We start from the raw sequence: 18,478 nt of genomic DNA, 5'->3' as shown, positions 1-18,478 counted from the left end.
ATGAATGAGCCTCATCATCCGAAACCTCTCCGACCAGCTGGTGGACCTCGTCCGCGACCGCATCCTTTCGGGTGCCGTTTCCAGCGACCATGCCATCCGCCAGGACGCGCTCGCCGCCGAACTCGGGGTCAGCAAGATCCCGCTGCGCGAGGCGCTGGCGCGCCTCGAAGAAGAGGGGCTGGTCCGATCGCAGGCGAACCGCGGCTTCTTCGTTCGGCCCTTGAGCGCGGAAGAGGCGAGGGAAGTCTATGAGCTGCGCATCAAGCTGGAGCCCGAGGCGACCGCGCTCGCGGCGCTCCGCGCAACCGAGACCGACCATGTGCTTGCCATCGAAACGCTCAAGACGCTCGACCATGTCACCGACGAACATGGCGACGGGGTCGGCGCGTTCAACCGCGCGTTCCACCGCGCGCTGTTCCGCCCGTGCGGCCAGCCGATCACGGTCAGCATTCTCGAACGGCTGCAGGTGCTTTCCGAACGCTATGTGCGCGTCCACCTCGAACCCCTCGGCCGCGACGAACGCGCAAACGAGGAACATCACCAGCTGCTCGAAGCCTGGCTCGCGCGCGACGCCGGCCGGATCACGGCGCTGGTCGATGCGCATATCCGCAAGACGCTGGAGGATCTCAGGCAACAGCTCGTCGACGATTGACAGGGGCCGGCTGCCGTCGGCTCCGACACAAGGGAGGAACAGGTGGCAGCAGGAATTTTCGGGCCGATAAAGCCCATTACGGTGTCGCAGCAGGAAGCGGGGCATAGTTTGCGCGCCACGCTCAGCTGGCCGCATCTCGTGGCGCTCGGCGTGGGTGCGATCGTCGGGACCGGCATCTATACATTGACTGGCGTCGGCGCCGAACGCGCGGGTCCGGCGGTGATCCTCGCCTTCGCGATCGCCGGGGCGGTCTGCGCTTGCGCCGCGCTTGCCTATGCCGAACTCGCGACGATGATCCCCACGTCGGGGAGCGCATATACCTACACCTATTCGGTGCTCGGCGAGGCGCTGGCGTGGATCGTCGGGTGGAGCCTGATCCTCGAATATTCGCTCGCCTGTTCGACCGTCGCGGTCGGCTGGTCGGGCTATCTGGTCGGCTGGATCCAGTCGGCGGGAGTCCATCTGCCGCCGGCCCTGCTGTCGGGCCCGCACGCGGGGGGCATCGTCAACCTGCCCGCCGTGCTCGTCGCGCTGGGTGTTGCGGGCATGCTGATGGCGGGGACACGCGAAAGCGCGACGCTCAACATCATTCTCGTCATCATCAAGCTCGCGGCGCTGTCGATCTTTGTCGCCTTTGCGGCGCCCGCCTTCGACGCCGACAATCTCCAGCCCTTCATGCCCTATGGCTTTGCCAGCCATGTCGACGCGAGCGGCGCGACCAAAGGGGTGATGGCGGCCGCCGCGATCGTCTTTTTCGCCTTTTACGGTTTCGACGCGGTCGCGACCTCGGCCGAAGAAACGAAGAATCCCAAGCGCGACCTGACGATCGGCATCATCGGGTCGATGGCGGTCTGCACGCTCATCTACATGCTCGTCGCGATCAGCGCGGTCGGCGCGATGCATTATACGACGCTCGGCAATTCGCCCGAACCGCTCGCGCTCGTGCTGCGCACGCTCGGCCATCCGGTCGCCTCGCACCTCGTCGCGCTCGCCGCGCTGATCGCCTTGCCGTCGGTCATTCTTGTGATGATGTACGGGCAGAGCCGCGTTTTCTTCGTGATGAGCCGCGACGGCCTGCTGCCGCGCTCATTGAGCCGCGTGTCGGCGCGCACCGGCACACCGGTGTTCGTTACCGGCGTGACCGGCGTCTTCGTCGCCGCGGTCGCCGGCTTCTTCCGCCTCGACGAAATCGCCGAACTTGCCAATGCGGGAACACTGATCGCGTTCATTGCGGTCGGCGTCTGCCTGATGGTGCTGCGCCGGCGCGCGCCCGACTTGCCGCGTGTGTTCCGCTGTCCGGCTCCCTATCTGGTCGGCTCGCTCGCGGTGCTCGGCTGTCTCTACCTGTTGTTCAGCCTGCCGAGTATGACGTTGGTGCGCTTCCTTGGCTGGAACATTCTCGGCATTCTCGTCTATCTTGCTTACGGCCGCGCGCGCAGTCTCGCACGCCGCGACCAGCCCGTCGTCGGAATCTAACCGAAGGCGAAAGGCCCGCCCATGCCGAGGCACGGGCGGGCCGAGCGCGATTTTACACTGGGTGCATTATTAACGCAGGCCGGAGAATTTCACCCTCTGGACACGGCCGTAGCGGACGTCGCAGTTGAACTTGCCATTGTCATAATAGCCGCCTCGACCCCATCGGCCGCCATAGCCATCGCGGACGACGACACGGCCCTTGACGCGATAACCGTCGCGCTTGCGGTCGATGCTGGTGACTTCGGTCACGTCGGTGCGGCCGTAACGCCGGCTGCCACGTTCGACAGCGTTGACGCACTGGTTGACTGCGCTGCGACTGTTGCCATAGCGGTTATAGTTATAACCATAGCCGTAACGCGCATCGTTATAGCGGCCGCGATAGCGGTCGTCGTAGCGGTCGTAACGGTCGTTGTCACCGCTGGACAGGATCGCGGCGAGGCCGCCGATCACGACGGCGCCGGCGATGATTTCACCCGCGCTGATCCCGTCGCGGTCGTGCCGGTCGCGCGCGGCGGCGGGGGCGGCGCTCATCAGCATCGCGCCGGCGGTGGCCGCACCAATTGCGGCCTTGGTCAGCTTTGTCTTGATAGCCATGGTTCGGTCTCCTCAAAAAGCGCAGGCGGCGTGTCGCAGCCTGTTGAGGATGGTTTAGCCGACCGGCGGTGACGCCGTGCTGAACCCCGCGCTTATCTGGGGTTCAGTCTGGGTTTTGCTGGCGTTCATAAAAGAAAAGACCCCACGCCGGGGGCGGGGCCTTGCTTGCGATCCAGCTGGGTCAGCCGAAGCTGACGTCGACGACGCGCCCGTTCCGATAGCTGCAGCCAAAGCTCCGCACCTCGCCGCCGAGGCGCGAGGCGGTGCCGGTGACATACCAACCGCCGGCGGAGGCTTCGGTGCCGGTGATGCCGTCGACGCGCGCATCCTCGCCCATTTCGCCCTCGACCGCCCAGCTGCATGCGTCGGCCGCCCGCGCTTCCGCCTCGCCGCGGCCATAGGGGCCGGTCGCGCCGTCGTCGGCGCCGTCGGGTTGGTATCGCGGTACGTCCTGCCGCTCGTCACTACGGTATGGCGGGTCGTAGCGATAGTCGGGCGCCCGCTCGCGCCGGTCCTTGCTGGCGGCGCTGGCGATCGCCGCGATGGTCCCGATGATGAGCAGGCCGCCGAGGACGTCGCCGGTGCTGATCCGGTCATGATGGCGATAACCCCATCCGCCGTGGCGTCCGCGCGCTTCGGCGGGGGTGGCGGCGAACCCGACCGACGTCAGGACGATCGCTGCCGCGGTGGTGGCGCTGGTCAGTTTACGCATCGAGGACAACTCCCCTTCGGCGAGGCCCCGGACGGTCCGGCCCCGATATGTCAGGTCTAGGCCGGTCGTGCTTTCGCGCCGCTGAACCGTTGCGGATGTGCGGCAAGGCGAGTCTTGGAACGGGAAAGGCCCGTCGTCCTTTCAAACGACGGGCCTTCGACCGGATACAGGTGACCAGACCTATACGGGCATCAGCAAACGCAGCGCGGCTTGGGCTTCGGTTTCCACTTTTTCTTCGCGACATGGCGTTTGCGCACGGGCACCGTCTCATAATAGGTGCGAGTCGAAGTTTCGACGGTTTCGGTCACGACCGGCGCGCCGTTCGTGATGATCGTCGTGACGACGACGCCCGGCGTGTAATAGCCGTAGCCATAACCATAGCCGCCGTGGTGATAGGTCGTCGAATAGCCGCCGGAATGATGACCGCCCTGATAGTAGCCGCCGCGATATTGCTCGCGGCTGGCCAGCCACTCTTCGCAGTTCTTCTTGTCGGACGCATCGCCGATTGCGCCGCCGGCGATCGCGCCGACGCCGGCGCCGATCAGCGTGCCTTCGGTCCGGTTGCCGCGCCCGGCGATGCGGTTGCCGGCGATCCCCCCTACGAGCCCACCGACAACCGCGCCGCCCACTGTGCCCCCCCGGCCACAGCGGCGTTCCATGTCTTCGTGATAGCGGGGGTCGTACCCCCCGTAATAGGGATCGTAGGGCGGCGGCGGATACGCGGCGCCATGGCCTTCGACCGTGCCTTCGTAACGGCCGTCGTAGCGGCGGCCATCGGGCGCTTCATAGGTGCCGTCCCAGGTACCGGTCCAGCGGCCCTCGGCGTCATAGGTTCCGCGGACGGTACGATAATCGACTTCGCTCGGCACGCGGTCGGGGTAGCCGGTGTAGACGCGGACGTCGGGATCGGCCGGCACGCCATAGTCGAGCGCGGGTGTTTCGGCGCGGGCATGCCCCGCCAGCAACAACGACCCTGCGGCCACACCCAGCAACATGATGGTACGCATGCTAAACTCCCTGTTCGCCGGCCCGAACCGGTTGGTTAACAGCTTGTTAGCAAAATCGGCGCGGTTGGGCGAATCCGTTAACCCTGACGAATCTGTCCCGATTTGGCGCAAGGAGGACGTGGAGGCTCGGTCGATTCCGGTGGCGATCGCCTATTCACGCGTTCCGAACAGTGCCGTGCCGACACGCACATGCGTCGCGCCCAGCATCGCCGCGGTCTCGTAATCACCGCTCATGCCCATCGACCGCAGCGGCACGCCGTGCCGGTCGGCCAGTTCGTCAAGCAGCGCAAAATAAGGCGCGGGCTCCTGTGCCGCGGGCGGGATCGCCATCAGCCCTCCGACCATAAGCCCTGCCGCCTTCGCTTCGGTCAACAGCGCGGGCAGGTCGGAGACGGCGCAGCCGCCCTTCTGCTCTTCGTTGCCGATATTGACCTGCACGAACAGCTCCGGTTGCTTGCCGGCCTTGGCGCACGCTTTGGCAATGGCCTGGATCAGCGAGCTGCGGTCGACCGAATGGATCGCGTCGAACAACGCGACCGCTTCCTCGGCCTTGTTCGATTGCAGCTGGCCGATCAGGTGCAGCGTGACGCCGGGGGTCTCCGCGCGGAGCGCAGGCCATTTGGCGGCGGCTTCCTGCACGCGATTCTCGCCGAAATGGCGCTGCCCCGCGGCGATCAGCGGGCGAATGGCGTCTGGCTCGTGCGTTTTCGACACCGCGATCAGGCAGATGTCGTCCGCCTTGCGCTGCGCGCGCGTCGCCGCGTCGGCGATATTCGCCCGCACCTCTGCCAGCCGGTGTGCTGCTTCGCTCATCGTCCCGTTCCATCCTGCGCGTTGCGTGCGCTCGCGACGCGCCTATAGAAAGCGCGATGCGCGTGCGCCACCCCTCCTCCTTCGATTTCCCGCTCCAATGGCTGTTCAGCGACGAACGGGCGAAGACGGGTCTGCTCGCGCTTGCGGCGCTGCTCCCACCGGGAAGCGGCATCGTCCTGCGCCACGACCGCCTCGCGCGTGGTGCACGCTGGCGGCTGTTGCGCCGGCTGATGCGCACTGCAAGAGCGCGGCGATTGGTCGTTCTTCTCGCCGGCCTTCCCGCAGAGGCGCGGCGCGGGGGTGCCCATGGCGTCCATCTTCGGCACCAGCATGCCGCGCGCGCGAAGCAGGCGCGCAGACTTGGCCTGTTCGTCGCCATGCCCGTCCACAGCGCACGCGAGACGCGCCGGGCGCACCGGGCGGGGGCGGATGCCGTGTTCGTCTCCCCGCTGCATCCGACGCGCTCGCATCCCGGCGCACCCGTGCTGGGGCATGCTGCGTGGCTGCGCCTTGCGCGACGGTGGGGAACGGCCGCGGTGGCACTGGGCGGCATGACGTCGAAGCGCGCGCGGGTGTTGAGCCATGCGCGCGGATGCCGGACCGGATGGGCGGGGATCGATATCTGGGAAGAAAGGGCGGCGAAGCGCCGGGCGCGTCAGAAGCGGAAAGCCGTCCCGACATAGACCGCCTGGCTGTCGCGCCGCGAATCGGTCAGCGGCTCAACGCGGTCGTCGCTCTTGTACCGGACGCCCGCCGTCACATCGATATTCTTGGTGAGGCGATAGCTGCTGACGACATCGACGGCCTGGTCGCTGCCCGGCGCGGTGACGCGGTCGGTCGCGCCGCTCGGGTCGCTCGGCCGGTTGAGCATGCGGGTCGCGAAACGCGATTTCTTCTCTGCCTGTTCGGGCGCCCTTGCAACCGGCAGGTTGCGAAGGTCGGTACCGCGCGGCAGCGACGGCGTGACGAATTTTTCGAAGCCGACCGACGCGCCCAGATCATAGGCGACGGGCGTGATTGCGATCGGCGCGGTGCGGCCGGTCGGCAGCCCCGCCGTGCGCGCGCTACCCGAGGCGTCTTCGCGGGCGCGAATCACGACAGTGATCGCACGATTCTTGCGGCTTTCGTCGGTCAGCGCCGGCGTGAAGCTGAAGTTGCCGCGTTGCTCGGCCGATATTTTGGCGTAGCGCGCGATCAGGCGCGGATCGCCCGACGCGGGCGTGAACTGGCCGAGCAGGGTTTCGGACAGCGAGGTGTCGCGGATACGGTCGGAACGCGACATTGCCGCGAGCGCTGGCGGCAGCGCAAGCGACGTCACCGCCAAAGCGGTGAGACCTGCTTTCCAAAAATGTCGCGATGTCCGCGCCATTGCTCTGCGACTCCAACCCCAATCGACTCAGGAGATAGGCCCCCTGCCACAATATTTCCAGCGAATCCCGTCAATTTGTCGCAGCCGTTCCGCTTTTCGCCGAAATTGTTGCGCGATCAACACAGTCCGGAACGATTCTGACCAGAATCTGAACCGCCGCAGCGCGGAAATTGCCGTGCTTGCGGGGCGGCGACAAGGACGATAGAGACGCTGGCAATTCCGCCAAGCGTGGTCCGGTTTTCGTCCGGGCGTCGCCAAGTGATAAGGTGTTATCGGCATGTTCCAGCTTTCCGCCCCTGCCAGGCTCGGCGCTTCGTTCGGCCGTCCGGCCACGCTCGCGTTGCTCGGGCTCGCGGCGCTCGGCCTCTCGGCGTGCGGCGGCAAGGAGCGGCCGCGCGCCGACCTCGCCGCAAGCCAGGTGACGACGATCGGCGTGAACAGCTATTTGTGGCGCGCCTCGCTCGACGCCCTTTCGTTCATGCCGCTGCTCCAGGCCGATTCGGCGGGCGGCGTCGTCATCACCGACTGGTATGCGAACCCCGGCAACCCCGGCGAGCGGATGAAGGTCACCGTGTCGATCCTCGACCAGGACCTCCGCGCCGATGCACTGCGCGTCGCGGCGTCGCGCCAGGTGTCGCAGGGCGGGGCCTGGGTCGATTCGCCGGTGCAGGCGGCGACCGTGCAGAAGCTCGAGGAGATCATCCTCACCCGCGCCCGCGACCTGCGTCGCAGCGCCATCAGGGACTAATCCGGCGGCGCGGACGCGCGCCTGCCCATTGAGACTAACGGGGTAACCGACGAATGACCCGCGAACCGCGCTTTGGCGCCCTCGCTGCCGACGCCCGCTGGCAAAAGGCGTGGGAGGCGGCGAACAGCTTTGCCACGACCGATAGTGAGGATCGCCCCAAGGCTTATATTCTAGAGATGTTCCCCTATCCGTCCGGGCGTATCCATATGGGGCACGTCCGCAACTATGCGATGGGCGACGTGCTGGCGCGCTTCAAGCGGATGACTGGACACGATGTGCTGCATCCGATGGGCTGGGACGCCTTTGGCATGCCTGCCGAAAATGCCGCGATGGAAAAGGGTGTCCACCCCGGCGGCTGGACGCGCGATAATATCGCCGCGATGCGCGCGCAATTGAAGCGCCTGGGACTCGCGATCGACTGGAGCCGCGAACTCGCGACGTGCGAGCCCGATTATTACGGGCAGGAACAGGCGCTGTTCCTCGACCTGTTTGCCCATGGCCTCGTCACGCGCAAGGAAAGCTACGTCAACTGGGACCCGGTCGATATGACCGTGCTCGCGAACGAGCAGGTGATCGACGGCCGCGGCTGGCGTTCCGGCGCGCTGGTCGAAAAGAAGAAATTGTCGCAGTGGTTCCTGAAGATCACCGATTTCGCCGAGGAATTGCTCGAAGGGCTGGGGTCGCTCGACAACTGGCCCGACAAGGTCCGGCTGATGCAGGAAAACTGGATCGGCAAGTCGCAGGGGCTCGAGTTCAGCTTCAAGATGGCCGGCGGCGGGCCGGGGTTCGACGTCTTCACGACGCGCCCCGACACGCTTTACGGCGCGAGCTTCGCGGCGATCTCGCCCGATCACCCGCTCGCCGAGAAACTGGCAAAGGACGCACCGCGCCTTGCCGCCTTCATCGAGGAATGCCGCCGCCAGGGCACCGCCGCCGAGCAGATCGACACCGCTGAGAAGCTGGGTTTCGACACGGGTCTGTCGGTCGAGCATCCGCTCGATCCCAACTGGCACCTGCCCGTCTGGGTCGTGAACTATGTGCTGATGGATTATGGCACCGGCGCGATCTTCGGCTGCCCGGCGCACGACCAGCGCGACCTCGACTTCGCTCATAAATATGAGCTGCCCGTCCACCGCGTCATCACCGAGGGTGACGAGACCGCACAGCATTTCACCGGAACCGAAGCCTACACGGGGGCCGGTCGCCTCGTGAATAGTCACTTCCTCGACGGCATGACGATCGAGGAGGCGAAAGCCGCCGTCATCGCGCGCGCCGAGCATGAAGGCTGGGGCAAGGGCACGACCGTGTGGCGCCTGCGCGACTGGGGCGTCTCGCGGCAGCGCTATTGGGGCACCCCGATCCCGTTCATCCATTGCGCGGCGTGCGGAATGGTGCCGGTGCCGAAGAGCCAGCTCCCCGTCGTGCTGCCCGAGGACGCCGATTTCTCGGTCCCCGGCAATCCGCTCGACCGCCATCCGACGTGGAAACATGTCGCCTGCCCATCGTGCGGCGGCGAAGCAGTGCGCGAGACCGACACGCTCGATACCTTCGTCGATTCCTCCTGGTATTTCCTGCGCTTCGCCAGTGCGCCCTCGGACAAGCCCTTCGATCCCGAGGTGATCCGCCGCTGGCTGCCCGTCGATCAATATATCGGCGGCATCGAGCATGCGATCCTTCACCTGCTCTACGCGCGCTTCTGGACGCGCGCGCTCAACAAGCTCGGCATGATCGACATCAAGGAGCCCTTCGCCAGCCTGTTCACGCAGGGCATGGTGACGCACGAAACATACAGCCGTGCGCAGGGCGAAGGCCAACCGCCGGTCTTTTTCACGCCGGACGAGATCGAGCGCAGCGCCGACGGCGCGACGCTGGCCGCCGACGGCGCGCCGGTCGACATCGGCCGCGTGATCAAAATGTCGAAGTCGAAGAAGAATGTCGTCGATCCCGACGCGATCCTCGACCAATATGGCGCCGACGCCGCGCGCTGGTTCATGCTGTCCGACAGCCCACCCGAGCGCGACCTGCCGTGGAGCGAGGCGGGCATCGAGGGCGCATGGCGCTTCGTCCAGCGGTTGTGGCGCCTGTTCGGCGATACCGAAAATATCGGCGACGGCGGCGAGGACAAGGCGCTCGCACGCAAGCTGCACCAGACGATCGCGGGGGTCGCCGCCGACGTCGAAGCGCTCGGCTTCAACAAGGCGGTGGCGAAAATCCACGCGCTCGCGAACGACATCGAAAAGGCACCGCCCTCGGCGACCCGCGCCCAGGCGTGCCGCACCTTGATCCTGCTCGTTGCGCCGATGCTGCCGCACCTCGCCGAAGAGGCGTGGGCGGCGCTGCCGACAAGCCAGCGCACGACCGCGATGATCGCCGACGCCGCATGGCCCGTCGCCGATCCGGAACTGCTCGTCGATGACGAGGTGACAATTGCGATCCAGATGGCGGGCAAGCTGCGCGACACGATGACGATCGCCAAGGGCCTCGACAAGGCTTCGACCGAAGCCGCCGCGCTCGCGCGACCGCGCATCGTCGAATTGCTCGCGGGCGCGGCGCCCAAGAAGGTGATTGTGGTACCCGACCGTTTGGTGAATATCGTTCCGTAAATGGCATCCCGATTTCCGTTCGCATCGAGCGAAGTCGAGATGCTCATCGTTCGTTCGTGCCTTCGGGGTTTCTCGACTTCGCTCGACACGAACGGGATAAGGGTCAATATTGTTTAAGATGCGCAGCCTCCTCCTCTCCTCGCTCGTCGCCGCTTCGCTGATGCTCGGCGGTTGCGGGCTGCGGCCACTTTACGCGAACGGCAGCAAGGGGGCGGTGGCGACGGTGCTCGCCGACGTCGACGTCGCGCCGATCGAGGGGCATTCGGGCTGGCTCGTGCGCAACGCGCTGCGCGACCGGCTGGAGGCGGCACAGGGCGGGCACGGCGCGGGCAAGCGGCTGCGGCTCGATGTCCGGCTCGAGGATTCGATCACGGGTTTTGGCGTCCGTGCCGACGATGCGGTGACACGCGAACGGCGAACACTGCGCGCGCGCTACCAGCTCGTCGACGCGGCTTCGGGCGAAGTGGTGCTCGATGCAACGGCCTTCTCGGACGCGGGGATCGATGTGGTGGGCAGCGAATATGCAACGATCGCCGCCGAATCCTCGGCGCTCGAACGCCTCGCCTCGGCGGTCGCCGACCAGATCGTGACTCGGCTTGCGGTCTTCGCGAACCGCGGCGGCGCCGCCGCGGAACAGGCGACTCCGGCGCCCGCCACGAACCCCTAGCGGGTATGAAAACGGTCAAACCCGCCGACTTTGAACGCCAGTCGCGGCTCGATCCCGCCGTCCGCTTCGCGCTGCTCACGGGCCCCGACGAGGCGACGATGGAAGCCGTCGCGAGCCATTTGGTCGCGCTGGCGGGTCGGGACGCCGAACGTGTCGGCGTGACGGGGGCGCAACTGTCGCAAGATCCGTCGCTGCTCGCGGCGGAAGCCGCCTCGATGTCGCTGTTCTCGTCCGCGCGCGTCATCCGGCTCGAACTCGCGGGCAGCGGCGACGACAGCCTTGCCGCGGTCGAAGCGCTGCTCGCCGCCGAAACCGCGATCAACCCTGTGATCGCGACCGGCGCGTCGGTTACCGCCAAGTCGAAACTGGTCAAACTGGTCGAAGCGTCGGACCATGCCGTCGCCGCGATCTGCTATCAGCCCGACCGGCGTGCGCTGGTCGGCATCGCGATGGCGGCGGGCCAGGATCAGGGGCTGCGCATCGCTCATGCCGAGGCTCAGCTGCTCGTCGACCTTGTTTCGGGCGACCAAGCGCTGATGCGCCGCGAGATCGAGAAGATTGCACTCTATCTCGACGCCGCGCCCGACCGCCAGCGGCAGGTGACCGCCGCCGATATCGCCGCACTGGGCGCCGCGACGCACGAAGAGGATGTCAGCGAATGCATCAACGTCGCGCTGGGCGGCAAGGTGCGCGATCTTCCGGCGATGTTGACCACTGCTGCGGCTGTGGGCGTCGCCGAGATCCGTATTATCCGCGCGTTGGCGATCCGGGCGGCCGCACTTGCGCGCCTGCGCGCCGAAGTCGATGCCGGCGCGCATCCCGCGACGGTCGTCTCAGCACGCACGAGCGGCATTTTCTGGAAAGAGCGCGACGCGGTGACCGCACAGCTCCACATCTGGGATTCGCTGCGCATCGCGCGGTTGATGAGCCGGCTCCTCGATTGCGAACGTGCGCTCAAGGCATCGGGAACCGCGGGTGCCGTGCTCTTTCGCAAGCTGATGACCGACATCGCGCATCAGGCTGCACGGGCCCGGTAAGGTCGGCTTTTGACCGCAGCTAACCCCAAAGCCGCCATTGCCTCGCATCGACCCCAATCCGAAAGGCCTGCCGCGACAGTGCCCGGTCGCGGCAGGCCCGGTTCCCCTCCCGCAAGGAAGAGGGGGAGAGGTCGATCAGAACTGGCCGCGCAGCGTCACGCCATAGGTGCGCGGTTCGCCGGGGAAGCCGACGAACAATTTGTTCGCGGTCGCGGGGAAGCCCAGCGCCGCCGGGGCCGCGACCGATCGGAAGCTGTTCGATCCCTGTAGCGGCATGTCGGCGCCGATCTGGTAATAGCGCTTGTTGAACAGATTCTGTCCCCACAGCTCGATCCCCCAGCGGCGATCGCGGCCGTAAAGACCGATGCGGCCGTTAAAGACGGCGAAACCGTCCTGGATCTTTTCGACGTCGAGGTTCGATCCGGTGTTGGTGTCGCCCTGCAGGCGCGTGTCGAGATAGACGAGCGCGCTCATCCCCGACGAGCCGACCGGCGGCGTCCAACTGATCCCCGCCGTCGCGACATATTTGGCGGCGTTCGACACGCCGCGGCCGGGAAGCTGGAACAGCACCGGCGACAGCGGCCGCCCGCCGGTCCCCACAAGGTTGCGGCGATAGAGCGTGTCGACATAGGTCAGCCCCATATTGACCGACAGGTAGCGCGCGGGACGGATGAATGTCTCGATCTCGAACCCCTTGGCAACGACGCCGGGCTTCAGCCGGTCGGACGGGCAGGCTCCGGTGGCGGCGCTATTGTCGATCGGCCCGGTTCCCAGATCGTCCTTGCACGCCTGGATATTCGTCACTTCGAAATTGATACCGTTGAAGGTGTTGAGCTGGTAATTGCTATATTCCTGCCAAAAGGCGGCGAGGTTGACGTCGATCCCAGGTCCGTCCCATTTGACGCCGAATTCATAGGCATCGACCTTTTCGCTCGCGAACTGCAGGTCGCTCGCCTCGGGGCGTCCATTGCCCGACGTGTTCGCGGGCCGTGCCAGCGCCGCGACGCAGGCGGCATCCTGCGCATCGGACCCGGCGGTGGTGCTGCACGGCCGGTCGAGTGCCGAATAGTCGAGGTTGAAGCCCCCCGCCTTGTAGCCCTTCGATGCCGATCCATAGATCAGCCATGCCGGGTCGGGTTTCCAGCTGAGCACCGCGGTGCCCGTCCACTGGCCCTCGCTGAATTTCGTGCCCGGTGCGCCGCGCACGATGTCGGGCGCAGTGCCGTTGATCACGCAGGCGAGGCTGGCGAGCGCCTGCAACGACGAATTGACGATCGCGGGGCAGAGCGTGTTGGTGAAATTGGCGTCGCCCGCCAGCGTCTTCTTTTCGTGCGTATAGCGCGCGCCGACGGTCAGCGTCAGCACATCCTCGACGATGTCGAAGCTGTTGTGGGTGAACACGGCATAGTTGGTGCTGCGCTGCGCAAAGGTCGATCCATTGTTGCCCGTGCCGTTCAGCGGTGCGGCGCCGAGCAGCGCGGCGATCCCCTGGAAACCGGGGAAATTCGCCGCGGGCAGGTTCGAACAGGTCGCCGACGCGGGGTTCAGCAGCGCCGGTGCCAGCGTCGCCGCCGCCAGACAATTGGCGTAACGCTGGTAATCGGCTCCATATTTGATGTCGTCGTCGACATCGAGTTTCTCGGTGGCGTAATAGCCCCCGACGAGCCAATCGAGCCGCCCGTCGAAGGCTTCGCCCTGCAGCCGCAATTCCTGCGTGAACAGGCGGAAACGGCGGTCGAGGTCGGTGCGGCGCAAGATGTCGAGCGCGCTGTAATCGGCGTCCTGTCCCTGCGCATTCTTGTAGTCGCGATAGGCGGTGATCGAGGTCAGCGTCGCGCCGCCGAAATCCCAGTTGAGTTCACCCGAAACGCCCCAGTCCTTGGTATCCGACCGGTAGTCCACCCCGGGCGTCGTCGCCTGCTGGCGGATGAAGCTCGTCCCCTGCGACGGGACCTGGTGATTGGCGCCGAGCAATTGCAGCAGCGGGAGCAGCGTATTCGGTGAGGCGACGGGGAAACCGTCGGCGCCGCGCGTCAGGTTGCGAACGGGACCCAACAACACGCCGCCGCAGCAATTTTCCTTGCGCTCGCTATAGTCGGCGATCAGCCGCAACGTGATATTCTCCGTCGGTTCGAGCAACAACTGGCCTTTGGCCAGCCAGCGGTCGCGGTCGTTGATGTCGCCCTCGCCCAAGGTGACGTTTCGGATGAACCCGTCGCGTTGCTGCCACACGCCGTCGATCCGCACCGCGGCCTTGTCGCCCAGCGGGGCGTTGACCATGCCGTCGACGCGCCAATAATCATAATTGCCGTAGGACAGTGATCCCTTGGCGCCGAACGCCGACAGGTCGGGACCTTTGGTGACGATGTTGATCAGTCCCGCGGTCGAATTGCGGCCGAACAGCGTGCCCTGCGGGCCACGCAGCACTTCGACGCGTTCGATATCGCCGAGTTCGGACAGGCCGACGCCCGTGCGGCTGCGGTAGACGCCATCGATGAACAATCCGACCGAGCTTTCGAGGCCGGGGTTTTCGCCGACGGTGCCGATGCCGCGGATGCGCGCGGTGAAATTGACCTCGCTCGTAGCGCCCGACACGAGCAATGACGGCGCGACCTGCCCCAGCGCGCGCACGTCGGTCGCGCCGCTCTTTTCGAGCGTCTCGCCGGTGACCGCCGAGACGGCGATCGGCACGTCGGACAGCGCCTCGCTGCGGCGCGTCGCGGTAACGATGATGGTGCTGTCTTCGCTTTCGGCGCCGACGGCATCCTGCGCCATGGCCGGCGCCGCCGCCAGCGAGGCGACGAGCGACAGGCCGGCGGCGCCCGAGCGCAGCAGGCAAGCGGCACGATAGGCATGATGGTTCATGAACAGGCCCTCCTCTTCCTATTATATTTGAAGCGAAGGCTATCATGCTGCGGGCGTCTGTCACCACCGCGGCGCCATGCCGTAACGTCATTCCCGAAAGGGCGCGGCTTTTGTGCCACAGCTGTCAGAAGTGACGGGTTGACTTTGCCGGGCAAAAGAAAGGGGCGGGACATTGCCTGTCCCGCCCCCGGATTTAGCCGATGCGGCGGTTTTTAGAACTTGCCGCGCAGCGTCACGCCATAGGTTCTGGGTTCGGCAAGGAACTGCGAGAAGATCTGGCGGCCGCCCGGATATTGCGGGTCGGCAAAGGCCGTGCCCGATGACGTCGCGCCTTCCTGGAAGGGTGAGTTGAACGCGACCTGGGCATATTGTTTGTTGAAGATATTCTGCCCCCAGAATTCGATGCCCCATTTCTCGTCGGGGCCGCGAATACCGATGCGCGCGTTGAAGATCGCGTAACCGTCCTGCGCCTTTTGCGGGAACAGGTCCGATCCTGTATTATAGTCGCTGGTCATGCGGCCGTCGAGGTAGACGAGGCCCGAAAGTCCGCTGCTCCCGATATCGGGCGTCCAGGCGACGCTGCCGGTTGCGACCAGTTCAGGGGCGTTCGACAGATTGTTGCCGGGCAGCAGGCGCAGCGCCTGATCGAGCGGGGCGCCCGAATTATTGCCGACCAGCTGATCGCGATATTTGGTCTTCGCATAGGTCAGACCCGCGGTCATGCGGAAGTTGCGCGCCGGGACGAGCGAGGCTTCGAGCTCGAAGCCCTCCGAACGAACGCCATGGCTGACGTCGTCGGTAGGGCAGGCGCCAGTAGTGGCGGCTGCAGCATTATAGTTCGGCGCCCCGGCGAACTTGCTCTGGTCACGATCGCCGCCATTCAGGTCGCTGTCGCAGCCATTGACGTTCTGAACAAGGAAGACGGTGCCGTTGAACGTGTTGAGCTGGAAGCTCGAGAAGTCCGAGCGGAACAGCGTCAGGCCTAGGCTGAACGGGCCGGTCGCATATTTGGCACCGATTTCATAGCTGTCGACCTTTTCGGGGTCGAACTGCAGATTGCCGACCAGCGCCTGCGCTCCGCCGACCGCGCCGAAAGGCAGGATCGGCGATTTGAGCGCCGATCGGTCGAGGTTGAACCCGCCCGCCTTGTAACCGCGCGAATAGCTGGCATAGACCATCAGGTCGTCGACCGGCTTGTACGACAGGATTGCGGTGCCGGTCCATTCGTCCTCGCTCCGCTTGTCGCGGATCGACACATTGTTGAGCTCCGCGGTCGAATTGCCCTGACAGGCCAGGCCGATCAGCCCGCCCGCGACGGCGCGGGCCAGATTGTCAGCGGTCCCAGGGATTTCGGGCTGGGTCAGGTCGTCGAGCACGAGGCCCTGGACCGTGGTGCAGACAGTATTGTCGTTGGTGAAGGTCGCCGAGAACTTCTTCTTGTCGTTTGTGTAGCGGACGCCGAAGGTGAAATCGAGCTTGTCGGTGATGTGGAAGATATTGTGCGTGAACAGAGCCCAATTCTTGCCGTTCTGGCGATAGACGTCGTTGATGCTGCCAAGGTCGCTAAGCCCGTCGAGCGCGGTCAGCGCGGCGACGATATCCGGCCCCGATGCGCCGTTCGCGGCCGCAATCGCGGCTAGGCCGGGCACGCCGGGCGCCGCGAACGGCGCCACGCAGGCGGGGCTCGTCGGCGAATAGAGGCCCGACAGAGGTGTGCCCGAAATGAGGCGGCAGGCGGCGAAGCGGCCATAATCTTCACCGAAACGCAGATTGTCGCGCACGCGCAGCTTTTCGTCGGCATAGAAACCGCCAACGAGCCAGTCGAGCTTGCCGTCGAAGGCTTCGCCTTGCAGGCGCAGTTCCTGGGTAAAGGTGTGGAACTGGCGATAGGCGTCGGCATCGGGTGCGCGATAGAGGATGTCGACGGCGCCATAATCGACGTCGCCCGCCTGGCTCGACCGATATTCGCGGTACGCCGTGATTGAGGTCAGCGTCGCGCCGCCGAAATCATAATCGATCTGGCCCGAGAATCCGTAATCCTTGGTCTTGCCGGCAAAGCTGCGCCCCGGAGTGACCGAAATGTCGCGGCTATAGCCCTGGTTGAATGCCGACAGCGGCTGGCCAAGATCGGTGAGCACGCGGATGATATTGTTCGTGGTCGGCGTCGGCGTGCCGGTCGGGCTCGGGGTGTTGAGATTGCCGATATAGGGATTGACCGTCGGGCCGACATAGGTTGCCGCGCAGCATTCCTCGTCACGATAGGTATAATCGGCGATCAGTCGGACTGACAGCGCATCGGTCGGTTCGAACAGCAATTGCCCGCGCAGGAAATAGCGGTCGCGATTGTTGACGTCGCGGTCGTTGTTAACGTCGTTGTAGAAGCCGTCGCGCTTGACCCACACACCGTCGAGGCGCGCAGCGAGCGTGTCCCCGATCGGCCCGGTGACGCTGCCGCCCAGTCGCCAATAGTCATAATTGCCATAGGTGACCTCACCCGTGGCGCCGAACTGGAAATCGGGCTTTTTCGAATAAATGCTGATGAGGCCAGCGGACGAGTTGCGGCCGCCGAGCGTGCCCTGCGGGCCGCGCTGCACTTCGATGCGGTCGATTTCACCGAGTTCGTTGAGGCCGATGCCTGAACGCGAGCGATAGACGCCGTCGATGAACACGGGGACCGAGCTTTCGAGGCCGGGGTTGTCGCCGACCGTGCCGATGCCGCGGATACGCGCCGACCCATTGGCTTCCGAACCCGTCGACGACACGAGCAGCGACGGGGCCACCTGGTTCAGTTGGCGGATGTCGTTCGCCCCGCTGTTCTGGAGGGTTTCGGCGCTGACCGCCGAAATCGCGACTGGGACGTCGGACAGGAGCTGCGAACGGCCCTGCGCGGTGACGATGATCGGGGTATCATCGCTGTCGTCGGCCGCAGTGTCGGCGGGTGCATCCTGAGCGTAGGCGGGCGCCGCGATCGCGGCCATGGCGATCGATACGCCGAGGGCGCTGCTACGCAGAAAATGGGCAGCACGAAGGGAAGATGATTTCATATCGGGCACTCCTCTCAACATTTCATTATTTTCGTTGCACGGCAGAGCATAACTCAATTGCGCGCTCAATCCAGACAAAGCCCCGTATTTGCGTCGTTTTTGAAGAGGTGATGCTTTTTGGTCACACGCGGAAAAGCGCCTGTTCGGCGACGCTTAAGCGCCGGCGAGCCCGATGATGCGGCTTGCCGTAGCGTCATCGCTGCCGACGCCGGGACAGGGAAAGCAGAGCTGGCGTCCGCGTGCGACGAGCATCGCGCGATAGGCGCCGGAAAAATTCGCGGCGATCGCCGGGGCGTCGGCGGCTAGCCCCCCCGCAAGGCTCCCGAAAGCCGGCAGAATCAACCGGCGGTCGTCGCCGGCGAAGCAGGGACGCGACACTGGGCGGCCGCGCAGGCTGAGGCGCAATTTGGGATGGAAATGGCCCGATATTTCGGGGCGCGTCTCGCCACGTTCGCTCTGATGGCGGAAAACGATGCCGTCGACCACCAGTTCGTCGGCAATCTCCCCGCCCCAAGCGCCGCCGGTCAGCCCGTCGTGATTGCCCGCGATCCACAGCAGCTGCACCGACGCGGCCTGCCGGCGCAATCGGTCGGCCACCGCGGGGGCGATGCGTTCGGCGGCGCGGCGGTCGTGGAAACTGTCGCCAAGGCACCACAGCGCGCGGGCCCCCGTCGCGGCAACGAGCGCGGCGAGCCGGTCGAGCGTGTCGTGGCTGTCATAAGGGGGCAGCGGCTGGCCCAGCGACGCATACCAGCTGGCTTTTTCCAGATGCAGGTCCGCCACGACCAGCGCGGCATGTGCGGGCCAGAACAGCGCGCGATCGGCCAGCATCGCGAATTGCTGACCTGCGAAATCGAAGGGCACGGCGCCGGACATCCGCCCGCTATGGCA

15 protein-coding genes are annotated in these 18,478 nt (G+C 65.7%); 7 read left to right on the top strand and 8 right to left on the bottom strand.

Annotation, left to right across the window (positions count from 1 at the left end; translation table 11 throughout):
• The first annotated feature begins 4 nt into the window (after nucleotides 1-4).
• Nucleotides 5-652, top strand: coding sequence for a GntR family transcriptional regulator (locus HDC35_RS09750; RefSeq protein ID WP_184646120.1), 648 nt, complete (start codon nucleotides 5-7; stop codon nucleotides 650-652).
• Nucleotides 653-694: 42 nt separating this feature from the next.
• Complete coding sequence (locus HDC35_RS09745) at nucleotides 695-2,128, top strand: amino acid permease (RefSeq protein ID WP_409437941.1); 1,434 nt, start codon at nucleotides 695-697, stop codon at nucleotides 2,126-2,128.
• 69 nt (nucleotides 2,129-2,197) lie between these two features.
• Here the strand turns inward: HDC35_RS09745 and HDC35_RS09740 are convergent, their stop codons facing one another.
• The 4 genes from HDC35_RS09740 to HDC35_RS09725 form a co-directional block, all read right to left on the bottom strand.
• On the bottom strand, nucleotides 2,198-2,722 hold the full coding sequence (locus HDC35_RS09740; RefSeq protein WP_184646118.1) for a hypothetical protein: 525 nt from the start codon (nucleotides 2,720-2,722) through the stop codon (nucleotides 2,198-2,200).
• A 181-nt stretch (nucleotides 2,723-2,903) separates the two neighbouring features.
• Nucleotides 2,904-3,434 carry a hypothetical protein gene (locus HDC35_RS09735; protein WP_184646116.1) on the bottom strand — a complete coding sequence of 177 codons (531 nt, stop codon included), beginning with the start codon at nucleotides 3,432-3,434 and terminating at the stop codon, nucleotides 2,904-2,906.
• A 191-nt stretch (nucleotides 3,435-3,625) separates the two neighbouring features.
• The gene (locus HDC35_RS09730) at nucleotides 3,626-4,441 is read right to left on the bottom strand and encodes a glycine zipper domain-containing protein (RefSeq protein WP_184646114.1); all 816 of its coding nucleotides are present in this window, start codon (nucleotides 4,439-4,441) and stop codon (nucleotides 3,626-3,628) included.
• 150 nt (nucleotides 4,442-4,591) lie between these two features.
• The gene (locus HDC35_RS09725) at nucleotides 4,592-5,254 is read right to left on the bottom strand and encodes a YggS family pyridoxal phosphate-dependent enzyme (protein WP_184646112.1); all 663 of its coding nucleotides are present in this window, start codon (nucleotides 5,252-5,254) and stop codon (nucleotides 4,592-4,594) included.
• Nucleotides 5,255-5,310: 56 nt separating this feature from the next.
• Between HDC35_RS09725 and HDC35_RS09720 the strand changes: the two genes are divergently transcribed.
• Nucleotides 5,311-5,937, top strand: coding sequence for a thiamine phosphate synthase (locus HDC35_RS09720; protein ID WP_184646110.1), 627 nt, complete (start codon nucleotides 5,311-5,313; stop codon nucleotides 5,935-5,937).
• On the opposite strand, the gene HDC35_RS09715 is transcribed toward HDC35_RS09720, so the two are convergent.
• Nucleotides 5,910-6,572 (bottom strand): hypothetical protein, encoded by a 663-nt coding sequence (locus tag HDC35_RS09715; RefSeq protein ID WP_311770752.1) that lies wholly within the window; start codon nucleotides 6,570-6,572, stop codon nucleotides 5,910-5,912. The genes HDC35_RS09720 and HDC35_RS09715 overlap by 28 nt on opposite strands.
• A gap of 328 nt (nucleotides 6,573-6,900) precedes the next feature.
• Here HDC35_RS09715 and HDC35_RS09710 point away from each other — a divergent pair, with 328 nt between their 5' ends.
• The 4 genes from HDC35_RS09710 to holA all read left to right on the top strand — a co-directional run bounded on the left by HDC35_RS09710 (nucleotide 6,901) and on the right by holA (nucleotide 11,678).
• Nucleotides 6,901-7,371 (top strand): DUF3576 domain-containing protein, encoded by a 471-nt coding sequence (locus tag HDC35_RS09710; protein WP_184646106.1) that lies wholly within the window; start codon nucleotides 6,901-6,903, stop codon nucleotides 7,369-7,371.
• Nucleotides 7,372-7,424: 53 nt separating this feature from the next.
• Nucleotides 7,425-9,974 carry a leucine--tRNA ligase gene (gene leuS, locus HDC35_RS09705; RefSeq protein WP_184646104.1) on the top strand — a complete coding sequence of 850 codons (2,550 nt, stop codon included), beginning with the start codon at nucleotides 7,425-7,427 and terminating at the stop codon, nucleotides 9,972-9,974.
• 118 nt (nucleotides 9,975-10,092) lie between these two features.
• Nucleotides 10,093-10,641 (top strand): LPS assembly lipoprotein LptE, encoded by a 549-nt coding sequence (gene lptE / locus HDC35_RS09700; protein ID WP_184646543.1) that lies wholly within the window; start codon nucleotides 10,093-10,095, stop codon nucleotides 10,639-10,641.
• Nucleotides 10,642-10,646: 5 nt separating this feature from the next.
• Nucleotides 10,647-11,678, top strand: coding sequence for a DNA polymerase III subunit delta (holA, locus tag HDC35_RS09695; RefSeq protein WP_184646102.1), 1,032 nt, complete (start codon nucleotides 10,647-10,649; stop codon nucleotides 11,676-11,678).
• A gap of 135 nt (nucleotides 11,679-11,813) precedes the next feature.
• On the opposite strand, the gene HDC35_RS09690 is transcribed toward holA, so the two are convergent.
• From HDC35_RS09690 to pdeM, 3 genes are all read right to left on the bottom strand, one after another.
• On the bottom strand, nucleotides 11,814-14,543 hold the full coding sequence (locus HDC35_RS09690; protein ID WP_184646100.1) for a TonB-dependent receptor: 2,730 nt from the start codon (nucleotides 14,541-14,543) through the stop codon (nucleotides 11,814-11,816).
• A gap of 212 nt (nucleotides 14,544-14,755) precedes the next feature.
• Nucleotides 14,756-17,587 carry a TonB-dependent receptor gene (locus HDC35_RS09685; RefSeq protein ID WP_184646098.1) on the bottom strand — a complete coding sequence of 944 codons (2,832 nt, stop codon included), beginning with the start codon at nucleotides 17,585-17,587 and terminating at the stop codon, nucleotides 14,756-14,758.
• Nucleotides 17,588-17,740: 153 nt separating this feature from the next.
• The gene (gene pdeM, locus HDC35_RS09680) at nucleotides 17,741-18,463 is read right to left on the bottom strand and encodes a ligase-associated DNA damage response endonuclease PdeM (RefSeq protein WP_184646096.1); all 723 of its coding nucleotides are present in this window, start codon (nucleotides 18,461-18,463) and stop codon (nucleotides 17,741-17,743) included.
• Nucleotides 18,464-18,478 lie beyond the last annotated feature (15 nt).

Origin of the sequence: Sphingopyxis sp. JAI128 (assembly GCF_014207235.1) — a bacterium.
In the GTDB taxonomy this organism is placed as follows: domain Bacteria; phylum Pseudomonadota; class Alphaproteobacteria; order Sphingomonadales; family Sphingomonadaceae; genus Sphingopyxis.
Note: the sequence above shows the minus strand (reverse complement) of the source record. Positions and strands in the feature narration are given on the sequence as shown.

What these genes read in the sequence shown, in the direction of transcription:
- HDC35_RS09710 (WP_184646106.1), top strand. Translation starts at nt 6,901, where the DNA reads ATGTTCCAGCTTTCCGCCCCTGCCAGGCTCGGCGCTTCGTTCGGCCGT.
- HDC35_RS09725 (WP_184646112.1), bottom strand. Translation starts at nt 5,254, where the DNA reads ATGAGCGAAGCAGCACACCGGCTGGCAGAGGTGCGGGCGAATATCGCC.
- HDC35_RS09720 (WP_184646110.1), top strand. Translation starts at nt 5,311, where the DNA reads ATGCGCGTGCGCCACCCCTCCTCCTTCGATTTCCCGCTCCAATGGCTG.
- HDC35_RS09735 (WP_184646116.1), bottom strand. Translation starts at nt 3,434, where the DNA reads ATGCGTAAACTGACCAGCGCCACCACCGCGGCAGCGATCGTCCTGACG.
- pdeM (WP_184646096.1), bottom strand. Translation starts at nt 18,463, where the DNA reads ATGTCCGGCGCCGTGCCCTTCGATTTCGCAGGTCAGCAATTCGCGATG.
- holA (WP_184646102.1), top strand. Translation starts at nt 10,647, where the DNA reads ATGAAAACGGTCAAACCCGCCGACTTTGAACGCCAGTCGCGGCTCGAT.
- HDC35_RS09740 (WP_184646118.1), bottom strand. Translation starts at nt 2,722, where the DNA reads ATGGCTATCAAGACAAAGCTGACCAAGGCCGCAATTGGTGCGGCCACC.
- lptE (WP_184646543.1), top strand. Translation starts at nt 10,093, where the DNA reads ATGCGCAGCCTCCTCCTCTCCTCGCTCGTCGCCGCTTCGCTGATGCTC.
- HDC35_RS09690 (WP_184646100.1), bottom strand. Translation starts at nt 14,543, where the DNA reads ATGAACCATCATGCCTATCGTGCCGCTTGCCTGCTGCGCTCGGGCGCC.
- HDC35_RS09730 (WP_184646114.1), bottom strand. Translation starts at nt 4,441, where the DNA reads ATGCGTACCATCATGTTGCTGGGTGTGGCCGCAGGGTCGTTGTTGCTG.
- leuS (WP_184646104.1), top strand. Translation starts at nt 7,425, where the DNA reads ATGACCCGCGAACCGCGCTTTGGCGCCCTCGCTGCCGACGCCCGCTGG.
- HDC35_RS09750 (WP_184646120.1), top strand. Translation starts at nt 5, where the DNA reads ATGAGCCTCATCATCCGAAACCTCTCCGACCAGCTGGTGGACCTCGTC.
- HDC35_RS09685 (WP_184646098.1), bottom strand. Translation starts at nt 17,587, where the DNA reads ATGAAATCATCTTCCCTTCGTGCTGCCCATTTTCTGCGTAGCAGCGCC.